The organism is Brotocaccenecus cirricatena (assembly GCF_020687045.1).
In the GTDB taxonomy this organism is placed as follows: Bacteria; Bacillota; Clostridia; order Oscillospirales; family Oscillospiraceae; genus Vescimonas; species Vescimonas cirricatena.
The window spans coordinates 1-2,412 of record NZ_JAJEPW010000131.1 but is presented as its reverse complement, the minus strand read 5'-3'; the positions used below and the strand labels follow the sequence as shown (position 1 = coordinate 2,412).

Here is a 2,412-nt window from a genome sequence, read left to right as displayed (position 1 = left end):
GGTGGAGCTTGCACAGGTAGAAGCCGAGATTGAAAAACTGCTTGATACGCTGACCGGGGCCAACGCCACCTTGCTTGCCTACGCCAACAAAAAAATCGAGGATTTGGACAACCGCCGCAAAACACTGTCCAAGGCGATTGCAGACCTGTCCGTTGAAACGCTGTCCTCCCAGCAGATTGAATTACTGTCCGGGTATCTGGGCGATTGGGAGCATATCAGCTTTGAGGACAAACGAAAAGCCGCTGACAGCCTGATTTCATCAATCAGTGCAACCAGCGACTATGTAAAAATAGAGTGGAAAATCTGATACTTTTTCCACTCTATCAAACCACTTGTTTCTTTTTATCGCTTGTAGCCCCTTGTACACCGTTGCTTTATTAAGTTGTTGTATAACTTTAATTGTAACGATAATAGTATCAATACTAATTTTAAATATAAATAAAAGATATATAAGATAATAACAACTTCCAATTTGTCTGCTTATCAAGCGGCTTGATCCAAATGGATCGAGCCGCTTTTACTTACATCATCCTCTGCCCCTGCCGTTGCTCTGGAAACGGCGGGTCCGAGCGGCGCAGAAGGCCGAACTCCGTTTTTGTCACACCGTCATTTTTCATGCAGTCCCGACCGTATTGCTCAAAATCCATGTAGCCATCCAGCTCATAGATGGCTTCATCATCCAGCCCCGGCGTTTCCTGCAATCGCTGCTGACCGTAACCGTAGGCACCTTCTACGATGCGCTGGTAGTTGTCCAGATTTCGCAGGAGTTCACAGGCTCCGCGCAGGGTATCCGGCCGCTCGGCGTCCAGCACGGCAACGTAGGTCAGAAGCATCCCGTCCTGTTGCCAGATGTCCTCCAAGGCTTCGGCAAAGTCGTTATACTCCTCCACGGCGGGGCAATCCGTATCACGGATCAGCTCCCCAATGTATGGTAGTCCCAATCCCATGTGACGAATTGAACGCCGTATTTGCTCGGAGCACCTGCCAGCACCGTGCCGCCAAAGTCAGCGAGGATGCGGTAGTCGCCATCCAGTCCGCTGGCTTTGAGCTGCGGGGCGAATTCCATAGCGGTCATATACTCCAGCGTCTTCGCGGCGATGTCCTCGACGCGATACAGGGCGTCCTCTGCCTGGGACGTGTCCGCGTCCTCCCGCCGATAGAACACGCTGCCCTTGCCGGTGATGCGGCAGAGGGGTGCGCCGTTCCAAAGGACGGGCAACTGCTCTCCCTCCAACGGCAAGGTTCCAATGCCCGCACGGTGCAGGGGAATACGGACTTCTTCAAGGTAGCGGAGCTGCCGGCTTGTGTTTTGGGTGTCCATGTGAGCGATCCTCCTGTTGTAAAAAAATAAAGCCGGAGAGGTCATCTCCGGCCTGCCGTTTCAGACGCTGCGACCAGCGCCCTTTTAGAAATTGAAAAAGGGCGCCGCTTTTTCGGCTCGTCAAAGCCGACAAAACGACACCCCAATATTTGTGATTCTTTTTCTGCAATGATGCCGCTTTTTTGGAGAGAAAAGTCCTCTCTAAAAGGCACCGGAGGTTGGAAACTGTCCAAGACATGAGATCCTCCAGTTCAAATCCGGTCAGTCGCTCCGAAACCTCCATAAAAATCTATGGTTCAAAAGAAGAAATCCGGGCTCGAAAAAGCCCGGAAACGGTTGATGCGCCCGGCTTTGCGCCAGACGCATCTATACCGGTAACTCTTTATGGCAACAGTTGATAAAAATGATACGGTTTCATTTGGTTTCAAATGGTTTCACTCAAAAATGAAACCATAGCGGTGAAAGGTGAAACCATAATGAGACGAGAGATGAATCAAAAGATACCTTATTGGTCTTTTCCTTTTTCAGATTCATCATCAGGGGTGGATTTGATCTTTTCATCCAGTACTTTCCCGACTGCCTGTAGCCCGTCAGGGCTGCAAAATGCGTCCATCAGTTCGTTGAACTCAGGGTTTTCGCTATGAGACACGGCAGCATTTCGGATGCGTGACTGTTCAACAATCGAAAGGATCAGATTCAGGCCAAGAACCGCACATCCAATGTAAAGACAGGTCTTTATCCAAATCCCAACGATGCAGAGGATGATCCCCGGAACAGATAAGTAGAAAAAGTGAAATAGGAAATTCGTTAGAACAAATAGCCAAAACATTTTCTGGGGGTATTCTCGTTCCATGTTGTACCTCCTAAATTTACAGACCTGACAATTTTCCTTTGCGGAATTGATTGTATCACATTCTTGCACTAATTTCCATACTAAAAAAGCCCGATGGTCTCGTATCAAAACCATCGGGCTTATTTGTCATAACTCAACACTATAGATTTTTTGAAATTTGCTTAAAAAAACGTCGTATGACAGCAAGAAAAACTTGATGCACAGAACTCACTTGTCTTTTGATTCTTCAGTTGTGTCA

At 48.2% G+C, this 2,412-nt stretch carries 4 protein-coding genes and 1 pseudogene; 1 reads left to right on the top strand and 4 read right to left on the bottom strand.

What is annotated here, in order from left to right; all coding sequences use genetic code 11:
* Positions 1–307 (top strand): annotated as a pseudogene (locus tag LKD37_RS17315) (recombinase family protein); the annotation flags it as partial.
* 214 nt (positions 308–521) lie between these two features.
* On the opposite strand, the gene LKD37_RS17310 reads toward LKD37_RS17315, so the two are convergent.
* The 4 genes from LKD37_RS17310 to LKD37_RS17295 form a co-directional block, all read right to left on the bottom strand.
* Entirely contained in the window at positions 522–947 is a 426-nt protein-coding gene (locus LKD37_RS17310) for a DUF6329 domain-containing protein (protein ID WP_302930304.1), read from the bottom strand.
* Positions 914–1,321, bottom strand: coding sequence for a hypothetical protein (locus tag LKD37_RS17305; protein ID WP_302930303.1), 408 nt, complete (start codon positions 1,319–1,321; stop codon positions 914–916). The genes LKD37_RS17310 and LKD37_RS17305 overlap by 34 nt, the downstream gene beginning before the upstream one ends.
* Positions 1,322–1,362: 41 nt before the next feature.
* Positions 1,363–1,554 carry a hypothetical protein gene (locus LKD37_RS17300; RefSeq protein WP_302930302.1) on the bottom strand — a complete coding sequence of 64 codons (192 nt, stop codon included), beginning with the start codon at positions 1,552–1,554 and terminating at the stop codon, positions 1,363–1,365.
* A gap of 272 nt (positions 1,555–1,826) precedes the next feature.
* Complete coding sequence (locus LKD37_RS17295; protein WP_302930301.1) at positions 1,827–2,174, bottom strand: hypothetical protein; 348 nt, start codon at positions 2,172–2,174, stop codon at positions 1,827–1,829.
* Between the last annotated feature and the right edge of the window lie 238 nt (positions 2,175–2,412).

What these genes read in the sequence shown, in the direction of transcription:
- LKD37_RS17310 (WP_302930304.1), bottom strand. Translation starts at nt 947, where the DNA reads ATGGGATTGGGACTACCATACATTGGGGAGCTGATCCGTGATACGGAT.
- LKD37_RS17305 (WP_302930303.1), bottom strand. Translation starts at nt 1,321, where the DNA reads ATGGACACCCAAAACACAAGCCGGCAGCTCCGCTACCTTGAAGAAGTC.
- LKD37_RS17295 (WP_302930301.1), bottom strand. Translation starts at nt 2,174, where the DNA reads ATGGAACGAGAATACCCCCAGAAAATGTTTTGGCTATTTGTTCTAACG.